The organism is Sinorhizobium sp. BJ1, from assembly GCF_002531555.1.
GTDB classification, from domain to species: Bacteria; Pseudomonadota; Alphaproteobacteria; order Rhizobiales; family Rhizobiaceae; genus Sinorhizobium; species Sinorhizobium fredii_B.
In genome coordinates this window covers 38,332-54,616 of sequence record NZ_NWTH01000029.1, presented here as the reverse complement: position 1 = coordinate 54,616, position 16,285 = coordinate 38,332, and the positions used below count along the sequence as shown (strand labels likewise).

Genomic DNA, 16,285 nt, shown 5'->3' with positions numbered 1-16,285 from the left:
AAATGGCAGGAAGCATCGCAGCAGTATCGATCCATTTGCCGCGGTGGGACGCTTGTGAACCTGTACCCTCTCGAGTCGGCGCGGGAGCCGCAGCGCGCCTGCACTGGTTTCGAATGGTCGTTGCGCTGCGCAACCAGCTGCGGCTTGAGAAGCGGCGGGCGCATTCTTTGTTCTGACGATGGAGGAGTCGATGGACACAGGACAGGTACAGCGGAGTGCGGGTTCTTATCCGGTTCCTTCCGAGGAGGGGGAGCAGGAAAGTTACCTCAACGGCTTCACCCGAGCCGTGGCCGATTGGGTCGAAGCCTTGACAGGCTATCGGACGCCCGCCTCCTCGCGCGAGCGGATCCTGGAAGACTGGGTTGCTGAAGAAGGGCAAGGCGAAGCCGAGAACCGGCAACACGGGCGCTCACGAATCAGAGCTTCGGACAACGGGGGCTCGAGCTCGGTAGATTTGTCATCCCTCTCCCTGACCGCTTTGCCTGCCGCCCTGCCGCCCAGACTGCTGAGGCTGCACGCCATGCACAACGAGCTGGGCAGCCTGCCCGCTCAGCTGCCACCCGGTCTCCGCGAACTTCATATTAGCCACAACCAGTTGACCAGTTTGCCGGACGCTCTTCCAGCGAGCCTCGTTCGCCTGGAGGTGAGCGATAACAGGTTAACCAGCCTGCCGGCCAACCTACCGGCGGGGCTCGGTATCCTGAACGCAAACAACAACCGACTCAGTAGCCTGCCCAGCCCTCTACCGAGCGGGCTCACCTCGCTCGCGGTTAGCGGCAATCAGCTGACCGACCTGCCCGAGCCCCTCCCATCCTGGCTCGTCGAACTCGATGTCAGCAGCAATCAATTGACCCAACTCCCCGAACCCCTTCCGAGCGGGCTGCAATGGGTCAATCTTCGCGGTAACCGGCTGACCAGCCTGCCCGAATATCTCTTATCGGATATTAACTACCCGAGTTTGGAGCTTGAGTTCGGAGATAACCCACTCCTGGACGACTTCGGCGCTAACCTCGCGTCACCGCAGCTTGCGCAGCTATCTCTGTACGAGGCTGCCGCGCACTGGCTCGAGGACGATCCGGCGACACTGGCCGAATGGCAGCACTTTGCGAATGAGCCAGGCGCCGAGGACTACGCACGTTTCCTGGGGAGGCTACGAGGGAACATGAACTATGGCAGTGGCGAGTTTCGGCAGGCAGTAGCTGATGATCTGCGTCAGGCCTCGGCCAATCCGAGATTGCGCGAGCAGTTTTTCACACAGGCTTCCGAGGCCAACGCGACCTGCGAGGATCGTGTTATTTTGCACTGGAACGGTATGCAGACCGCGCGCCTCAACGCTGACGTCGAGGACGGGGTATATGACGATCGGCTTAGCGAACTGATCCAGCGCGGCCGTATTGCGTTCCGCCTGGAGACGCTGGACGAGATCGCGCGCGACAGGTTCAGATCGCTCCTCAGCGTCGACCCGAACATAGACGACGTCGAAGTCTACCTGGCCTATCAACATCTGCTGCGCGAACCGCTGGGGCTTAGTCACGTCGCCCCTCACATGCGCTTCCTAGCTGTCTCTCACGTAACCCAGAATGATGCGGCGCTGGCGCTGGACCTGGTCCGGGAGCGCGAAGCGAACCAATTCATAGACTACATGGCAACTCGCTGGCAACCCTGGGAGACGGTGCTGAGACGCATCGCGCCGGACGAACATGCAGCGATGCAAGACCGGCTCGTCGAAGCGATGGGCGAAGAGTTTCGAAGCCGCTTGGATCAGCGGCTGGCCGAGCACGGTCTGCTAGGCGACCCGGATGCCGAGCGGGTGCTCGGAGCCCAGGTTCGAAACCAAATCGCTGGCGAGATCAAACGCGAGGTCATGTACCGGCTGCTCGCCGATCGTGGCCTGGAACAATGAGACATCCCAAGACTCCCGCAGAGATCTTTATCATTGCTCTGTGGCGCTAGCTAAAGATCGATCGGGAAGGCTCGACCATCGCTTTCCAAGGTGCTTTTGCACTTGGGAAAGCGTGCTGCCGTCGATCAGGCCCTTTCGATCTTGCCGAGCCAGGAAAACTCCTGCGCGCGAGGCTCGGGGGTATACGCGTCCGGTCGAAAGCCGCTTCGGGAGGTATAGCGCGACGATCAGGATGAGGTGCGCCAGGAGAAGCTGGCGCGTTCCAGCCGGTGAAAGTCCGGCTCGGGTAAGGGGCAGCTCCCGCCCGATAGTGAGTGTTGCGGCGTGGACGGTGACGACCACGGCGAAGCGTACACAGCAAACATGTGGGGTATGGGAGTGAGCCACGATAACGACCAGATCGCAGGGGCCGAGACTTTCTCATCCGTCGCAGGCAACGTGCGCGGGGCCGATATGCGAGGCGCCGTCGCCCTGCCGGGGTCTACGGCCATGTCACGCATGAAAGGAACGCGTCAGAACCTGGGAGATCTCCCGTCTGGCCGGGTAGTGTCAGCCACGCCGGTCCGCATCGGAAAGGCGAGGAGCCGTAGCCAATGATGGACGGACAGGAGAAGTCAGACTCCGGCATAGTAGCTACGAAGCCAACGAACAAAGCCGGACAACCGGCGGTGGAGCTGGTGGAGCCAAGCCGGAGACCAAGGGGAGCGCGGAACAGCAATGCATGCACCGGACACAGAGCCGGGATCGCATGTTCCAGTCGCTGGACCGCATACGGAAGGCCGCAAGGATAAGGAAGAAGGATCAGTTCACCGCGCTCTTCCACCATATCAACGTCGATACCCTTCGGACAGCTTTCTACGCGCTGAAGCGCAAGGCCGCTCCCGGGGTGGATGGCATGACGTGGCGGGACTACGAGGCAGACCTCGAGCCCCGGTTTGAGGATCTGCACAGACGGGTCCAACGGGGAGCGTACCGCCCGCAACCGTCACGCCGAACGTATATACCGATGGCGGCGGATGGAAAGCAGCGGCCGCTGACGATTGCAGCCCTGGAAGACAAGATCGTCCAAGGAACAACGGTACAAGCTCGAGAATATCAGCGCGATCTTCGATCGAATGCAGGAGGGCAGGATCGACGGCCGCATCGTTCTGGATTTGAAGGGTTGAACCTTTCGATCAAAATAATGCAGTTTGACTACTCAATTTCGCGTCTCCGAAGCCGAGGGTCCTGCGGCCGTTGCCGGCGACCAGACGGGGGCAGGCGGTGAGACGCGCGAGACGGAAGGCCCAGAATGCGTGTACATGCCGGGCCTTTCTGGTGTGTACACGGTGAAGAGCCTCAGGCGGCTTTGCTGTGTGTCCGCCCTGATTGCTCGATATAGGCGTCGAAAGCGGCAGCGGCGGCACGGATGAGAAAGCGGCCTCCCTCGCGAAGCCGTATGACGCCGTCGGCATTTTCAAGGATGCCGTCGCTTTCCAGCATAGCGAGCTTGGCATTGCCGCGGAGCAGCATCTGCGGATCGAAGCCATGCGCGGTGGCAAGGGCGGGAACATCGACGCCGAAGTCGCACATCAGCCGCTCGATGATGCTCGCCCGCAGCCGGTCCTCGGGCGTCAGCCGGTAGCCTTTCACCGTTGCAAGCCGGCCCGAGGCGATGCGCTGAGCGTAGACGCCCGGCGGCACCTCGTTCTGGACATAGCCGTCCTTCATCCGTCCGATTGCAGAGGCGCCGAGGCCGATGAGGGTTTCGCAGGCATCCGTCGTGTAGCCTTGGAAATTGCGGTGCAGTTGCCCGCTTGCCTGGGCGATCGCCAGACTGTCGTTCGGGCGGGCGAAGTGATCGAGGCCGATACGGCGGTAGCCGGCGGCGACGAGTGTTGCGGCAATGGCTTCGGCTTGGGCGACACGCCCTTCCGCATCGGCAAGTGCTTTCTCGTCGATCAGCTTCTGATGTTTCTTGAACGAGGGCACGTGGGCATAACCGAAGACGGCGAAGCGCTCGGGTCCCATCCGGATGGCCGCCTCGGCGGTGGCGATGCAGGATTCGACCGTTTGGTGGGGCAGGCCGTAGATCAGATCGAAATTGATGCTGTCGACACCGGCCTTGCGCAGCCGAGTGACCGCGTCCATCGTCTGCTCCTCGCTCTGCACCCGGTTGATCGCCTTCTGTACTTCCGGATCAAAGCTCTGGACGCCGAGGCTTGCCCGGCGAACACCGGCTTCGCCGAGAGCCGGTGCCATTTCCGGCATGAGGGTGCGCGGGTCGATTTCCACCGCGATTTCAGCGGTGCTCGCGAAGTCGAAATGCTCGCGCAGAAGCCACATCAATGACAGGAACTCCTCGGGTCGCATGATCGTTGGGGTGCCCCCGCCGAAATGCACGTGGTCGATGCTAAGCTGTGCTCGCGTCTTTGCCGAGACAAGACGGACCTCCTCGTGCAGGAAGTCGAGATAGTCGAGGATCGGCTCGTCGCGCTGGGTGATCGTCGTATGACAGCCGCAGTACCAGCACATGGAACGACAAAAGGGGATGTGCAGGTAGAGCGAAGCCGGTTTCTCTGGCGGCGCGGCTGCAAGCCAGTCGCCGTAGGTGCTGGCGTCAATTGAGGGCGAAAAGCGAGGTGCCGTCGGATAGCTCGTGTAGCGGGGCAGTCGTGCCTCGCCATATTTTGCGACAAGAGCCGGTTGCATGAACAGTCCTTCTGGTACATGGTCGGTGCTGGATGAGCGGCATTCTATGCGCACACGGCCCTTTCTCTTTGAGTAATGTCAAGGAAGTGCACAAAGGCGCTTCCGCAATATTGTTGACCTCAGCCAAGTATGACTGCCCTTCAAGGAATCGTCGCGATAGCGGGACGACCGGGTCCGGTCGTCTTAGCGGCCGGGCTTTCGATTGCCGCAGCGGTTACCCTTCAGCAAGCTCTTCAAGCCATTCATCACGACCAAAGCAAGCGGAATGGGCATCGGACTGTCCATTTCGAAGCGGATCGTCGAGGCGCATGGCGGTGAGATGAGTGTCTCGAAAAATGCGGCGGGTGGGGTTACTTTCCGGTCACGCTGCCTGCCTATGTAGATGAACGCATCGGTGCCAATGACTGACTATGCGGTGCACATTGTTGACGACGAAGAGGCGGTAAGAAAGTCGCTGGCCTTCATGCTGACAATGAACGGCTTCGCCGTGAAGATGCATCAATCAGCCGAGGCCTTCCTCGCCTTCGCACCGGACGTTAGAAACGGGATTGTCGAGACGGACCTGAGAATGCCGGACATGTCCGGGGTGGACCTCCTCCGCAATCTCCGCGACCGAAAAAATCAAAATTCCCTTTTCGGGAAAAGCAACGTCGCTGCTTTCCGTGTCTACAAGCCTGAAAGCTCCAAAGGTCTGCAGAAAGAAAGCCATTTTGTCCTTTAGACGCGAACCAGCAAAATGCGCTCTGAAGTGACGAACGCTGCTGACTGTGTGAGCGGCAGTTTGTGCCAACTGTGCACAAACTTCAACAACTGCGTTCATTTGGTGGCGCGCTAACGTTAGGGTAGATTTTAGCAGAAGATTGCGCGACGATTTCGAGAAGTTTGCGACGCTTGCACATTTACCGAAGCTGAGCACGATCGAACGCAGGCGGGCGGTCGAAACGCTCAGATCGCCAGTATTCGAGAGACATGCTGTGGCAGGTCATTGATGAAATCGGAGCGCATGTCTTTTTTGATTACACAGATGAACGAGGCAGACCTCGAAGCGGCAGCAACCATCATTTCTCGCGCATACGCTGCGCCTCCTTGGAACGAGGACTTTTCAGTCGAAGCCGCAACCGAGCGTGTTTCGCAGCTTTTGGCCGCGCCAAGGCGCATAGCCTTAGCGGCCTGGGATGCGGATAAACGCGTTGGGATTACAATTGGTACACGGCGTCGACACCATGCGGGCCAACTGCTTTACCTGGAGGAGGTTGCGGTGCTTCCAGGTGCGCAGGGTGCCGGTGTCGGAACGGCACTGCTCAGCGCCATCGTCGAAACGGCAAAGGCGGCAGGGCGTCACAAAGTATGGCTGGTATCGCAACGCTCGGGCAGAGTATCCGAGTTCTACCGTCGTAATGGGTTCGTCTCCAGCGACAAGCTGGATATCTACTCCAAAGTGGGTTGAGCTCTAGCCGGCTCGTTGCGAGAGGATCAGCAGGACGTTTCGCCTGAACGCCGGACAAGCATGCTGCGAAGGCACTCCTGCTCGAAGCTGATGTGCCGTCGCACGCTGGTGAAGAAGCCGCGCAGCATGTAGCCGGCGGTCTCGGCATTGACGGTCCTGTCGGCCGCCCCCAGGCGGCCGAGCATTTCGGTCAGTTCCTCGGCGAAACATTCGTCTTCGCAGTGCTCGTATTTCAGGCGCTCCAGCAGGGCATGCACGGAAGCGTCGTCTGCAATACGTTGCTCGATCCAAGCAAAAACCCGCTGTTCCTCGCCGGCATGGAGATCCCGCATCATCGGACCGATCATCCTTGCCGCGTAGGCACATGTCTCGCGGTTGATCTCTTCCGGGAGGCTATCGGCAATCGCTTCGAGACTGTCGCAGAGCGCCAGTTGATCATGATGAGCGCTGGCGAGCCAGGCCAATGGATCCACCGGCGGCTCTCCTGCCGCGGAAGGCCGCGCTCCGTTCGTTAGGGTTCGGCCTTTGATCTTTACTCGCATGCGCTCCGGCCTTTCCCACCATCGCCTCATGTGCAGCCTGCCATGCTCGCAGGATGGGTCACAGCGCCGCGGCCGGCCTTGATCTGAATCAAGGTTGACGGCGAGCGATCCTGACAAACCAGGGCAGGTTGCGGCGGCATGCGTCGTTCGTGCGCCTTGTCGATGATTTGAGAAAGTTGGGGACACAACCATGTTCGAGATGACCGTGCTCGGGGTCGGCGCCTTCCTGGCGCTGGTTGGGGCCGGCCTCGCGCAGGACCGCCTTTTCGGCGCACATATGTGGGTTCTGTTCTTCGCGTTGCTCGGCGGCACGGTCGTGCTCCTGCAAAGGATGGAGTTCCGCCCGGCTGTCGCAGGCGCGGCACCCCCGCGGTCGGAATATTTCGACGAGGTCGTGAAATACGGCGTCATCGCCACGGTATTCTGGGGCGTCGTCGGCTTCCTAGTCGGCGTCATCGTGGCGCTACAGCTCGCCTTTCCGGACCTCAACATCGAGCCTTGGTTCAATTTCGGCCGCACGCGGCCGCTGCACACCTCGGCCGTCATCTTCGCCTTCGGCGGCAACGCGCTGATCGCGACGTCCTTCTATGTCGTCCAGCGCACCAGCCGTGCACGCCTCTTCGGCGGCAATCTCGGCTGGTTCGTGTTCTGGGGCTATCAGCTTTTCATCGTGCTGGCGGCAACGGGCTACCTCCTCGGCATCACCCAAAGCCGCGAATACGCCGAGCCTGAATGGTATGTCGATCTCTTGCTGACGATCGTCTGGGTCGCCTATCTCATCGCCTTCCTCGGCACGATCCTCGTGCGCAAGGAACCGCATATCTATGTGGCGAACTGGTTCTATCTCGCCTTCATCGTCACCATCGCCATGCTGCACATCGTCAACAATCTGGCGGTGCCGGTCTCTTTCCTCGGTTCGAAGAGCTATTCGGCTTTCTCGGGCGTTCAGGACGCGCTGACGCAATGGTGGTATGGGCACAACGCCGTCGGCTTCTTCCTGACGGCCGGCTTCCTGGCGATGATGTACTACTTCATCCCCAAGCAGGTGAACCGTCCCGTCTATTCGTGAACGGGCTCATCACCTTCGGCGCGATCTATTATCTCGTTCCGAAGCTGTGGAACCGCGAGCGGCTCTATAGCCTGCAGATGGTCAACTGGCACTTCTGGCTCGCCACCCTCGGCATCGTCGTCTATGCCGCCGTGATGTGGGTCGCCGGCATCCAGCAGGGCCTGATGTGGCGCGAATACGACGACCAGGGTTTCCTCGTCTATTCCTTCGCGGAATCGGTGGCGGCGATGTTCCCCTACTACGTCATGCGTGCCGCAGGCGGCGCCCTGTTCCTCGCCGGCGCACTCGTCATGGCCTTCAACGTAACAATGACGATCCTCGGCCGCGTGCGCGATGAAGCCCCGATTCTCGGTGCGACGGCGGTACCGCAGCCTGCGGAATAGGAGGGCAGATAATGTCCATTCTCGATAAACACGCGCTACTCGAACGCAACGCCACCTTGCTGCTCGTCGGCTCCCTGCTCGTCGTCTCCATCGGCGGGATCGTGGAAATCGCGCCGCTCTTCTATCTCGAAAACACCATCGAGAAGGTGGAAGGCATGTGGCCCTATTCGCCGCTGGAGCTTGCAGGCCTCCGCGAAGGCTGTTACGTCTGTCACAGCCAGATGATCCGCCCGTTCCGCGACGAAGTCGAACGCTACGGCCATTATTCGCTGGCGGCGGAGTCGATGTACGATCACCCGTTCCAATGGGGGTCGAAACGCACCGGGCCGGACCTCGCCCGCGTCGGCGACCGCTACTCCAACGAATGGCACGTACAACACATGATCGAGCCGCGCTCGGTGGTGCCGGAATCGGTGATGCCGAGCTATGCCTTCCTCAAGGAAACGCCGCTCGAGGTTACGAACGTCGCCCTGAACCTCAAGGCGAACAGGGCGGTCGGCGTTCCCTACACGGACGAGATGATCGACAAAGCGGCTGCCGACCTGAAGGCCCAGGCCGATCCCAATGCCGACAGTTCGGGCGTCGAGGCACGCTACCCTAAGGCGAAGCTCGGCGACTTCGACGGCGATCCGCAAAGACTGACGGAGATGGACGCGCTCGTCGCCTATCTGCAGATGTTGGGCACGCTGGTCGACTTCTCCAGCTATGACAATACGACCGGCTATCGCTGAAAAAAGGGGGCTGACGACGTGGAAACCTACACGGCCATGCACCATTTCGCCGACACCGTGCCGAAAGCAAAGCTCCCAGAGGCCGAGGAAGGCTTTTCTTTCAGAGCCGAAGACCCTTCCAGCCACGAGCGGGATGTCTACCGCGCGAACTTCAATCAACCGGAAACAGCAAAGTGAGCCTCTATGATCAGCCAACGCAGTGAACCGCGTCGTTTTACCGGATGGCATATGGTGGCGGTGATGGCGCTGTTCTTCGGCACCATCATCTCGGTAAACTTCGTCATGGCCTGGAATGCCAGCCGAAGCTGGAGCGGCCTCGTCGTCGAGAACGCCTACGTCGCCAGCCAGCAGTTCAATGGCAAGGCGGCCGAGACACGCGCCTTTGCGGCAAGCGGCATCAAGGGCGAACTCACGGCCGAGAACGGCGTCCGTTACGTGTTGACCCGCAGAGGCGAGCCGGAGCGGGCGGTCGATCAGGTTGTCGCAGTGCTCAAACGGCCCGTCGAGGCTCGTGAGGATGTTCGCGTCGAGCTCGTTCGCGACGGTAACGGCGTGTTCGTTTCGACGCAGGCGCTCAAACCGGGGCAGTGGATCGCGGACGTGACGTCCAAGGCGGGCGGAGTACTCGTCTACCGTCAGGCCATTCGGTTTATCGCAGCGGGAGAGGACCAATGAGCTGCTGTGCCTCGGCGGTCGGCACGACCGTTATTGCAGACGCGGCGGGGCAGGGGCTGCCCTCTTCCGAAGGGCTGTGGCTCACAAGCCGGGCGCTTGGGAACGGTTTGCGACAGACGGATCTTAGCGTGCCGGGCGTCCACTGCGGCGCATGCATCACAACGCTCGAGATGGCGTTGCGGGCGAGACCCGATGTCCAGCGGGCGCGCGTCAATCTTTCCTCCCGACGCCTTTCGATTATTTGGAAGGAGGAAACCGCTGGCAAGCGCAGCGATCCTCGAGAACTCGTGCGCGCCATCGCCGCACGCGGCTACGAGGCGCATCCCTTCACCCCTGGCGAGGAAGAGGGCGACGCCCTTCTGGCACAGTTGATCCGTGCAGTCGCCGTTTCGGGCTTTGCTGCGGCCAATATCATGCTGCTGTCCGTGTCCGTCTGGTCGGGCGCGGACGCGGCAACACGCGACCTCTTTCATTGGATTTCGGCTACGATCGCAGGGCCGACGCTGATCTATGCGGGCCGCTTCTTCTACCAGTCGGCCTGGAATGCGCTGCTCCACGGGCGGACCAACATGGATGTGCCAATCGCGCTTGCCGTCACACTCTCCTATGGCATGTCGCTCTACGAGACGATAGGCCATGGAGAGCATGCCTGGTTCGACGCGTCCGTCACCCTTCTGTTCTTCCTGCTCATTGGTCGAACGCTCGACCACACGATGCGCCGCCGCGCCCGTTCCGCAATCAGCGGTCTCGCACGGCTGTCGCCGCTTGGCGCAACAGTCCTCAATAGGGACGGTTCGCGGGAATATCGCGCCACAAGCGAGAATCTGATGATCGCTGCCGGCGAGCGAATACCGGTCGACGGACGCGTGGTTTCGGGCACCAGTGATCTGGACCGCTCGGTCGTCAACGGGGAGAGCGCGCCGATCTCGGTCGGCGCCGGCGATGCCGTCGAGGCCGGCACGCTCAACCTTACCGGCCCGCTGGTGCTCGAGGCGACGGCGAGCGCGCGCAACTCCTTCCTGGCCGAGATCCTGGGGCTGATGGAGGCGGCCGAAGGTGGGCGAGCCCGCTTGCAGGCGGTCGCGATTTCTACGCAAAGGGGATATTTGCGCTTTCTATTTCATAGAATACGCTACTTTACACGCGGGCCTTGCAAAAGAAAGCATACGGGACAAGACGGGCCAGTGCCGCCGTTGCCGCGTCCATCCACATACATCATCAGATCAACGTATCACAACGTTCGTCGTCAACGCGGGGAAGTGCGATGGTATCGAGAAAGCAACATAGGGCCGGAGACTTCACCTTGAAGACCGGAAATGACCTCAAAGAGATCTTGAAACAGACGACACACGTTTATCACAACAACGCGTGTTGCGAAACGGATAAGGTGGGGTTTGCCACCCCTGAGAACCGCCCGATCGAAGAACTTGTGGTTGACGCCACGCAAGGCTTTATCCCGCTGTGGGATAGGAACGTCATCCTAAACTGGCGCTTTCAGGAACAGTCGCTTCAGCGCTTTGCAAAACCCGAGGCCGTTAAAGCGTACGTACGAACGCTCTTCGGCGAGACGCCTATCAAATGGGGCAATGCTGTTCCCGTACAGTTTTCCGAAACGGCCGAACCGTGGGACTTCGAGATCGTGGTGAGAGCTGACGACAACTGCAGCAGTTTTTGGCTGCACGCTCGCGAGAGCATTCTTTCCGGATGCGGGGCAACATGAACTGGTTCTCTTTCCCAAAATGTTCGAACAGGTGCGGGAGGAGCAGGTCGAAACAGTTGCACATGAACTCGGCCATGTGTTCGGGCTCCGGCACTTCTTTGCAAAAGTCTCGGAAGCAGGTTACGCCAGCGAAATCTTCGGCGCCCACGACAAACGCTCGATCATGAACTACGGCGCCGACAGCATGCTGACGAAGACGGACATCGACGACCTGATACGTCTTTATCAATTAGCGTGGAGCGGAGCGCTTACAAAGATCAACGGCGCGCCGATCCGCTTGATGCGGCCGTTCAGCCAGTTGCGCCAGAAGGCAGATTTGCCCCCTCAATTCGCGCTGGTGGCACAAGTTTCGCCGTTAGACTTTAAAGCCGTCATTCAAGCGACGTTGAGGAGCAAACTATGCTCATGCGGACCGTACTTGCGGCAATGTTCGGCGCAGCCATGGCGGTCAGCGCTGTGGCATCCGACACGGTGATGGGCAACTGGAACATCCAAACACTCGGCTATCCGGGTGATCAAAAGGCCGTTTTCCCGGACGATAATGTGCGCAATGATACCGACTATGCGGATCTGAGAATTCGCGTTTTACGGAGAGAGGGCTGCAGGGATAGTGGTCGCGGATGCCGTGAGCTTCTGGCAACAACTCTTACTGAGGGCCTATTCTTACCCAGTCGACATCAATGGTATCAACCAAGGGCATATAACCTCGATACTGGCCGATCTTGAACTTCGTCTTCGAAGTCTTTCCAGCCCTGGGCTCGTAGCCGATCTTGCCGCTAACACGGACTATGAAGCGGGTCCCCTCGCTTATTTCAATCACCGCTGAACCTGAACGTCCGGCCTGGACTCGATAGTTCATTACAACCCAGTTTCCTGCGGGAGAGGATAGGACGGGCTCCGCACCGTACTCCACCTTCAGGTCCGGCGTGCACCTCTTGCCTTTCGAGTCTTCTGGGCGTGTCGATTGGCAATATTCGGGCGTCCCGTTTGTTCCGATCGAAGACGGAACCATCGACATTCATTGCCGATGCTATCATGCATCGGCAATGCTCGTCCTGGACGGTAATGTGAAGCACCCCATCGTCGAAGCGCTGGGCTAAGAATGGGCTTGCTCCCCATTCATCCCGCATTCCTTCTTGTACGCGTCGCTGACCGGCTCCTGTTTCCATTGCGCGGTCGCCCATTGGATCGAGTTGGTTTGGTCGCCAATCGTCTTGGGCATGCGGAACCCCAGTGAGTAGAGATGCTTCTCCGTGGCGTCATGGGTCAATTGTTTCGCGAGGCGGAGCTCCTGGCGTTGGATCCATAGTTTCTCCCCGTTTCCGTTCCTGACCTTTTCGAGGATTTCTTCGTTGCAGTAAGGGGTCCGGCCGATCAGGCGTCGGTGTTTTTCCCATTCATCCGGAGCATAACGATCATGCCAGGATAATAGCGTCTCCAGCCGCGATCCGGTGTAGCGACGACCCACCATCCCAGGATAACGAAGCGCAAAAGGGATTTGTTGGCTCTCCCTATTTAAGACGTGCCCACTTGCGATGGGCAGCTCTCGGGATTGGTCCTCAACTGAACTTCGGGCCTATTTTTTGCGTACAGGAGGCGCGGCGTCCGCGGGCGTTGATGCCGGGTTCTTTCCCAAGCCGGTCGCGCGCGCAAGTTCGGAGCGCTGTCGAGCGTAACTCGGCGCTGTCATCGGGTAGTCGGCTGGAAGTTTCCACTTCTCCCGATATTGTTCCGGCGTGAGACCGTACTTCGTCATCACGTGCCGCTTCAAAGACTTGAATTTTCCGCCATCCTCCAGGCAGACGATGAACTCGTCGGTCACAGACTTCTTGATTGAAACGGCAGGGCGTTGTTCTTCGGTGGTGGATTCGGTTTGTGGTAGAGAAGTTCCGCCCAGCGAGGCGTAGGTTTGCTGGATAAGATGCCGCAGATCGCCGGTGGGAACTACATTACGGCTCAAATAGGCGGCCACGATACGGCTGGTGAGCTCGAGTCTCCGTTCCCTTGTATCTGAATGAGATTCCGTCAATGGTCTTCTCCGTAGTCTGTGGTGATCGAAATTGAGCCGCGTAATTTGCAGGTATTTCCGCTGGAAGGAAGGCGATCCGAGAGGGGCGAGTGAAGTTATCGACAGCTTTCCGGTTACTTATTCTTGATTCCCGGCCGCATTTTGGCTTCCGAGAATCTTGCCTACTTTCTATGGTGATTGCTAACTCGCTCCACTCTCATGCCTTGCCAATCGGTACCGAGCGACGATGGCCACCAGCGCTGCGTCGCCTATCGAGGCCTCCCGCTCATGAGTACGATAGTGGCTTGTAACCGTGGGCTCGCTTCCGGCGCGTCAGGAAAAGAAAGCGACTGATCGCTTGACCATTATTCGCAGATAGATGAATGCGTTCTTGGCCGCGGGTGCCGATACGACACCAACGACAGACGAGCGCAGAGCCACGGAAGAGATCTGGTTCGATGGACATCGTATAATGGCGTGCCATGTTTCTGCTCGCGTCGATGCGCTGAACATATCCAATTCAGGGTCTGCCGACGCTTTATGACGATCCCGGGTGTCGCTCCCCGTCTGGCAATCGCCTACGCCGCGACGATCGACATTCTGTGCGGTTTTAGTGGCAAAAGGATAGCCTAAACCGCCCGCGTCGACTATGCTCACCGGAGTTCGCGCCGGAGCGTTTAAAGCAAGTGGGCCCCCGGATTTCCATCCCAGCGGAACGGTGGAGCATCCGCCTGCCGCGACAATCTGTTCGATGAAATGCGCGCACGCTATTCCGCCCCCCTGCTCATTGACTAATTCCGCACCCATCGGCGATGCTGTCGCGGTCTGAAAAGGGATAGCCATGACTTACGAGTGGCAGAGAACTCTCCTGGACGAGGAAGATCTTGCGAAACGAGCGGCGGCGACTGTGCCCAGAATGCTGGCGCATCCAGCGGTCACTTTCGATCAGCTGTCTCGGCTTAGCGGCCACATCGACGACTGCATTGCGAGGCTCGGGCGCCTCATTACCGACCTGGAAATCGCTGGCACCGATCAGGCCTGGATCCACGTAGCCAAGGCTATACATCGGCTCTGGAGAAGCTTGGCGCTCGATGCGGCCGAGAGGGTGCGATCGTTCGAGACAGCTTCCCTTGATGTCCGAAATGCGTCAACCGAAAGATAACCAAATCGCACGGCTGCTTTGGCAGCCGTTCGATGCATCTAATACGCGCCGACGTGGACAGGGCGATCAGGATCGACATAGAGGATAGTAAGGAGGTCGTTCTCGATCATACAGATCGCGCGCCCCCGGTGTTGCCGTCACGGTAGTAGGAGACGGCGAAACCTGCAATCGAAGAGACAAAGGGACAAAGGCGGCAGGGCACTCGTCGTGACCTTGCGCAGAACGAGGAAACGCCGCATATAAGTTAGAGACTTAATCGTGATTAGGACTATGAAGAAGCGATCTGAGACAACTCCGGTAAAGGGCGGGTGGGTTAAGCGTGAAGCTGCCACAGGCCGTTTCATGGAGATTGTCACGCACAAGGGTGCCGCTAAGGCAAGTTCAAAAACGGAGGCTACGGTCAGGGAAGCTTCGTCCAGGCGCAGTTCGGCGCTGAAGCGTCTGGCAGATCGCTAGTCGTCGGCACTACAGGCTGACCCTCGCGGACGCCACCGCTCACACGATGAAGCCTTGACGTATGGCGGCCTGAAAGGCGTTAGCAGCCTGCACCTGATCGAGTCGGCTCTGGCGCGACCCTATTCGGGGTACCGCAGCCCTTCTGCACAGCATGGTCGGCAATCACGGTTTCGTGGACGGTAATAAACGAACAGCCTGGCTCCTTGTCGAAATCTTAGTCGATCGTAGCGGGTATATGCTGGATATTCCGGACGACGAACCCGTCGATGATCTCGTCGTTGCCGTCGCTGCTGGGCAGATGGATTTCGACGAACTGGTGACCTGGTTTAAGTCTAGGTTAGTGGGACAGTAGCTGACTCAAGCTGATTCTCAATGAGCCGTCGATACTTGCTTACGAACTCCTGTTCGGGGTGGGGTCTCCCGTTCGAATCCTGTCAACGCGAATGGATGCAAAGTCGATTGGCGGCGGTCACATCATCGATCCATTGTCTCGAACGGGTGCGGGGGACCGACATCTCAAGCGAGCGCGCAAAGGCCGCGTTGTCCGTCAATCGAGGCCATCGCAGCGGCGCAAAACTCCCTGTCGCGACGTTGCAAAAGGCGGCCGTATGTTTTGATTGCCTCGCGGCAGATCGGTGGCAATCTCTGTCCGGCTCGACAGCGAGCCTGCTGCAAATTATCTATAAAATATGACCAACAGGAACGAAGACACTATTGCCACCCGCATTAGCCGCATCCTTGCCGATCGGATTGTGACGGGCGTAATGGAGCCGGGCACCAAGCTCCGGCAGGACCATATCGCCGAGGAGTTCGGAACGAGCCATGTGCCTGTGCGCGAGGCATTCCGTAGGCTTGAAGCGCAGGGCCTCGCTGTCAGTGAACCGCGCCGTGGGGTGCGGGTCGCGTCCTTCAGTCTCAAGGAGGTTCGCGAGGTTGCGGAGATGCGCGCCGCGCTCGAAGTCCTCGCGCTTCGCCATGCGGCTCCGCATCTGACGCCTTCGATCCTCAATGAGGCCGAGAAGGCGACGACCGAAGCGGACAACGCCCGCGATCTGCGCTCCTGGGAGGAGGCGAACCGGCGCTTCCACCGGCTGATCCTGACGCCCTGCGGCATGCCGCGCCTGCTTGCTGCTATCGACGATCTGCATGCGGTCAGCGCGCGTTTTCTGTTTGCAACGTGGCGGTCGAACTGGGAAGCCAAGCCCGATCACGATCATCGCTCGATTCTGGCCTTCCTTCGTCAGGGGAAGACCGAGAACGCCGCCGCCGTGCTGGGGCGCCACGTTCAGAGGATCGGCCAAAAGCCGATGAAAAACACGTCCGGTTCCCTGCCTAGCACCTTTGCGATCGTCGGCTGATCACGACGCTTAGCGGATTGCATTTGCAACATTTTTCCGGATGTGGGCGAGAATTCGTCGTGGCCGATCGATAGATCCGCCATCCCGTCATGGTTGAAGTTCGGCGCTTGCTCGCCGCTTAGGCGGTTGCGCCGCGTCGG

14 protein-coding genes and 5 pseudogenes are annotated in these 16,285 nt (G+C 59.6%); 14 read left to right on the top strand and 5 right to left on the bottom strand.

Features of this window, described 5'->3' with window-relative positions; genetic code table 11:
• Nucleotides 1-190 precede the first annotated feature (190 nt).
• The gene (locus CO676_RS27205; RefSeq protein WP_179875663.1) at nt 191-1,903 is read left to right on the top strand and encodes an NEL-type E3 ubiquitin ligase domain-containing protein; all 1,713 of its coding nucleotides are present in this window, start codon (nt 191-193) and stop codon (nt 1,901-1,903) included.
• A gap of 596 nt (nt 1,904-2,499) precedes the next feature.
• Nucleotides 2,500-2,972, top strand: a pseudogene (locus CO676_RS37050) (group II intron reverse transcriptase/maturase); the annotation flags it as partial.
• Between the two features lie 269 nt (nt 2,973-3,241).
• Here the strand turns inward: CO676_RS37050 and hemN are convergent.
• A complete protein-coding gene (gene hemN / locus CO676_RS27190; protein WP_097523363.1) occupies nt 3,242-4,594 on the bottom strand; it encodes an oxygen-independent coproporphyrinogen III oxidase in 1,353 nt (450 codons plus the stop codon).
• Nucleotides 4,595-4,820: 226 nt separating this feature from the next.
• Here hemN and CO676_RS27185 point away from each other — a divergent pair.
• The 3 genes and pseudogenes from CO676_RS27185 to CO676_RS27175 form a co-directional block, all read left to right on the top strand.
• A pseudogene (locus tag CO676_RS27185) lies at nt 4,821-5,002 on the top strand (ATP-binding protein); the annotation flags it as partial.
• Nucleotides 4,995-5,201: pseudogene (locus CO676_RS27180) on the top strand (response regulator); the annotation flags it as partial. The pseudogenes CO676_RS27185 and CO676_RS27180, both read left to right, overlap by 8 nt.
• Before the next feature lie 381 nt (nt 5,202-5,582).
• Entirely contained in the window at nt 5,583-6,041 is a 459-nt protein-coding gene (locus CO676_RS27175) for a GNAT family N-acetyltransferase (RefSeq protein WP_348628079.1), read from the top strand.
• A gap of 26 nt (nt 6,042-6,067) precedes the next feature.
• Here CO676_RS27175 and CO676_RS27170 read toward each other — a convergent pair whose 3' ends face one another.
• On the bottom strand, nt 6,068-6,514 hold the full coding sequence (locus CO676_RS27170; RefSeq protein ID WP_348628078.1) for a hemerythrin domain-containing protein: 447 nt from the start codon (nt 6,512-6,514) through the stop codon (nt 6,068-6,070).
• Between the two features lie 259 nt (nt 6,515-6,773).
• Between CO676_RS27170 and CO676_RS27165 the strand changes: the two are divergent.
• From CO676_RS27165 to CO676_RS35770, 7 genes and pseudogenes are all read left to right on the top strand, one after another.
• Nucleotides 6,774-8,035: pseudogene (locus CO676_RS27165) on the top strand (cbb3-type cytochrome c oxidase subunit I).
• An 11-nt stretch (nt 8,036-8,046) separates the two neighbouring features.
• Nucleotides 8,047-8,766, top strand: a complete 720-nt coding sequence (gene ccoO / locus CO676_RS27160; RefSeq protein ID WP_097523361.1) for a cytochrome-c oxidase, cbb3-type subunit II — start codon at nt 8,047-8,049, stop codon at nt 8,764-8,766.
• A gap of 18 nt (nt 8,767-8,784) precedes the next feature.
• Entirely contained in the window at nt 8,785-8,943 is a 159-nt protein-coding gene (locus tag CO676_RS35485) for a hypothetical protein (RefSeq protein WP_179875659.1), read from the top strand.
• A 6-nt stretch (nt 8,944-8,949) separates the two neighbouring features.
• Entirely contained in the window at nt 8,950-9,441 is a 492-nt protein-coding gene (locus CO676_RS27155) for a FixH family protein (protein ID WP_097523360.1), read from the top strand.
• Nucleotides 9,438-10,526, top strand: a pseudogene (locus CO676_RS27150) (heavy metal translocating P-type ATPase); the annotation flags it as partial. The gene CO676_RS27155 and the pseudogene CO676_RS27150, both read left to right, overlap by 4 nt.
• A 218-nt stretch (nt 10,527-10,744) precedes the next feature.
• On the top strand, nt 10,745-11,161 hold the full coding sequence (locus CO676_RS35775; RefSeq protein WP_210202641.1) for a hypothetical protein: 417 nt from the start codon (nt 10,745-10,747) through the stop codon (nt 11,159-11,161).
• Nucleotides 11,162-11,180: 19 nt separating this feature from the next.
• Nucleotides 11,181-11,636 (top strand): reprolysin-like metallopeptidase, encoded by a 456-nt coding sequence (locus tag CO676_RS35770; protein WP_210202640.1) that lies wholly within the window; start codon nt 11,181-11,183, stop codon nt 11,634-11,636.
• A 621-nt stretch (nt 11,637-12,257) separates the two neighbouring features.
• Here the strand turns inward: CO676_RS35770 and CO676_RS27135 are convergent.
• The 3 genes from CO676_RS27135 to CO676_RS27125 all read right to left on the bottom strand — a co-directional run bounded on the left by CO676_RS27135 (nt 12,258) and on the right by CO676_RS27125 (nt 13,689).
• Nucleotides 12,258-12,632: a hypothetical protein gene (locus CO676_RS27135; RefSeq protein ID WP_097523358.1), complete on the bottom strand. Its 375-nt coding sequence runs from the start codon at nt 12,630-12,632 to the stop codon at nt 12,258-12,260.
• A 105-nt stretch (nt 12,633-12,737) separates the two neighbouring features.
• A complete protein-coding gene (locus CO676_RS27130) occupies nt 12,738-13,190 on the bottom strand; it encodes a MucR family transcriptional regulator (protein WP_097523357.1) in 453 nt (150 codons plus the stop codon).
• A gap of 265 nt (nt 13,191-13,455) precedes the next feature.
• The gene (locus CO676_RS27125; protein ID WP_280952054.1) at nt 13,456-13,689 is read right to left on the bottom strand and encodes a WGR domain-containing protein; all 234 of its coding nucleotides are present in this window, start codon (nt 13,687-13,689) and stop codon (nt 13,456-13,458) included.
• Between the two features lie 321 nt (nt 13,690-14,010).
• On the opposite strand from CO676_RS27125, the gene CO676_RS27120 reads away from it, so the two are divergent.
• Both CO676_RS27120 and CO676_RS27110 read left to right on the top strand, forming a co-directional pair.
• Entirely contained in the window at nt 14,011-14,331 is a 321-nt protein-coding gene (locus CO676_RS27120; protein ID WP_097523356.1) for a hypothetical protein, read from the top strand.
• 1,145 nt (nt 14,332-15,476) lie between these two features.
• A complete protein-coding gene (locus CO676_RS27110; protein ID WP_097523354.1) occupies nt 15,477-16,145 on the top strand; it encodes a GntR family transcriptional regulator in 669 nt (222 codons plus the stop codon).
• Nucleotides 16,146-16,285 lie beyond the last annotated feature (140 nt).

Bases quoted from the DNA above. Each gene is read 5' to 3' on its own strand.
- hemN (WP_097523363.1), bottom strand. From the start codon at position 4,594: ATGCAACCGGCTCTTGTCGCAAAATATGGCGAGGCACGACTGCCCCGC.
- CO676_RS27120 (WP_097523356.1), top strand. From the start codon at position 14,011: ATGACTTACGAGTGGCAGAGAACTCTCCTGGACGAGGAAGATCTTGCG.
- CO676_RS27205 (WP_179875663.1), top strand. From the start codon at position 191: ATGGACACAGGACAGGTACAGCGGAGTGCGGGTTCTTATCCGGTTCCT.
- CO676_RS27135 (WP_097523358.1), bottom strand. From the start codon at position 12,632: ATGGTGGGTCGTCGCTACACCGGATCGCGGCTGGAGACGCTATTATCC.
- ccoO (WP_097523361.1), top strand. From the start codon at position 8,047: ATGTCCATTCTCGATAAACACGCGCTACTCGAACGCAACGCCACCTTG.
- CO676_RS35770 (WP_210202640.1), top strand. From the start codon at position 11,181: ATGTTCGAACAGGTGCGGGAGGAGCAGGTCGAAACAGTTGCACATGAA.
- CO676_RS27175 (WP_348628079.1), top strand. From the start codon at position 5,583: ATGAAATCGGAGCGCATGTCTTTTTTGATTACACAGATGAACGAGGCA.
- CO676_RS27155 (WP_097523360.1), top strand. From the start codon at position 8,950: ATGATCAGCCAACGCAGTGAACCGCGTCGTTTTACCGGATGGCATATG.
- CO676_RS27110 (WP_097523354.1), top strand. From the start codon at position 15,477: ATGACCAACAGGAACGAAGACACTATTGCCACCCGCATTAGCCGCATC.